Here is a 330-nt window from a genome sequence, read left to right as displayed (position 1 = left end):
GGGAACCGAATCCTGCATGGCGATGTGGATGCCGGCCGAGGCGTTGGTGGCGCCGGGGCCGCGGGTGACGAAGCAGATGCCGGGCTTGCCGGTCAGGCGGCCATGGCAGTCGGCCATCATCGCCGCACCGCCTTCCTGGCGGCAGACGATGGTGCGGATCGGGGAATCGTGCAGCGCGTCGAGCACGGCGAGATAGGATTCTCCCGGCACGCAATAGGTGCGGTCGGTGCCGTTTGCTTCGAGCGCATCGACAATCAATTGTCCGCCGGTCTTCATTTTCCTGATCTCTCCAGCTCGGCAAGGATTTCTTCGGTGTGTTCGCCCAGACGC

At 64.5% G+C, this 330-nt stretch carries 1 protein-coding gene; it reads right to left on the bottom strand.

All coding sequences use genetic code 11. The features are described from left to right. Positions 1–276, bottom strand: a 276-nt coding sequence (locus AC0L2H_RS32550; RefSeq protein ID WP_473593684.1) for a thiamine pyrophosphate-binding protein, incomplete at its 3' end; no start/stop codon positions are given. Positions 277–330: the final 54 nt, after the last annotated feature.

Source organism: Mesorhizobium sp. WSM4871 (assembly GCF_055811295.1).
Note: the sequence above shows the minus strand (reverse complement) of the source record. Positions and strands in the feature narration are given on the sequence as shown.